The following is an 836-nucleotide window of genomic DNA, read 5'->3' as shown; positions in this document are numbered from 1 at the left end:
GCCTGCCCGTTCCTCGTCTCTACGTAGTGCTTCAAACGGGGTGTGTTTCCCCGACAACGCGCAATCGAGTTCGGTGAGGAATGGGCGGGGCCTGCTCAGGGTGTCGCTCGAGGTGGTCCTCTACGCCGCGTGGAGCTTGGCCCAACCGGTATTGAGGTTGGTCTGTGGTTAGGCCGCCGCAGTCAGTTCACCGGCGCCGGCCAGGGCGGGGTCCCAAGTCACGCGGTGGGTGACGATGACGTGGATCCAGCGCAGCAGCGCAGCGGCGATAGCGGCGCGGGCCTGACCGTCCTTGAGCGGGTTGGCTTTTCGGGTAGTCAGATGCCGGTAGCGGGCGGCCATCACCGGGTTAGCGCGAAGGGCGCCCCACACTGCGCGCCAGGCGGCCGTTCGCAGCCGGGGCCGGCCCCGCCCGGAGATGCGCGAGCGACCGGTGTAGGTGCCGCTGGTGTCCTCCCGCGGGCACAGCCCGGCGTGTTTGACCAGCGCCCGAGGACTATCAAAGCGGGCGGGGTCACCGGTTTCGGCCAGGATCGCCGCCGCTCCGACCGCGCTGATACCGGGGATGCTGGTCACCAGCTCAGTGAGGCCCAGCTCATCAAGGGTGGCGATCATGTGGGTTTCCGCCTCGGAAAGGCGGATCTTGATCAGACGCCAGTCATCGAAGACCCAGCGGGCCCGCTGCAGCGCGCCGCGCCGTTGGGCGAGCACCCCGGCCGGATCAGACAGCGCGGAAAACACCGCGCCGACGATGGGCCGCCACAGCCTCTGACCACCCCAGCGGGGCAGTTCGCGGCGCACTGCAGCGCTAAACCGTTGCTGGCCGAGCCGGGCCA

1 protein-coding gene is annotated in these 836 nt (G+C 69.1%); it reads right to left on the bottom strand.

All coding sequences use genetic code 11. The features are described 5' to 3' along the window. Window positions 1-168: 168 nt before the first annotated feature. The coding region (locus AC5Y42_RS23595) for a transposase (protein ID WP_499900982.1) at window positions 169-836 on the bottom strand (668 nt) is incomplete at its 5' end.

The organism is Mycobacterium sp. NGS48 (assembly GCF_059812585.1).
The sequence above is the reverse complement of the archived record's forward strand: the minus strand, read 5'-3'. Positions and strand labels throughout refer to the sequence as shown.